A 242-nucleotide genomic window follows, 5' to 3' on the forward strand; every position below is an offset into this window, starting at 1 on the left:
GTTCCACGAGATCGGGCCGATTGCCCTGGCCGACTGAAACCGGCGGCCGGGCAGGCGCTCGTTCCCGCAGGCTTGCCCTGCGGGGATGTCGTACGAACCTGCGACAGCGGCTACAGTGGCCGGTCTGTCAGTGAGTGGAGTGAAGACCATGCGCGTCGCCCTGTATCAGTGCCCGCCACGGCCGCTGGATGTGGCCGGCAACCTGCAACGCCTGCATCAGGTGGCCATGGAAGCCACCGATG

General features: G+C 66.9%; 1 pseudogene. It reads left to right on the forward strand.

Annotated elements, in window-relative coordinates:
• Positions 1-85 precede the first annotated feature (85 nt).
• A pseudogene (locus SB725_RS33460) lies at positions 86-242 on the forward strand (carbon-nitrogen hydrolase); the annotation flags it as partial.

Origin of the sequence: Pseudomonas sp. SIMBA_041 (genome assembly GCF_046535095.1) — a bacterium.
In the GTDB taxonomy this organism is placed as follows: Bacteria; Pseudomonadota; Gammaproteobacteria; order Pseudomonadales; family Pseudomonadaceae; genus Aquipseudomonas; species Aquipseudomonas mucoides.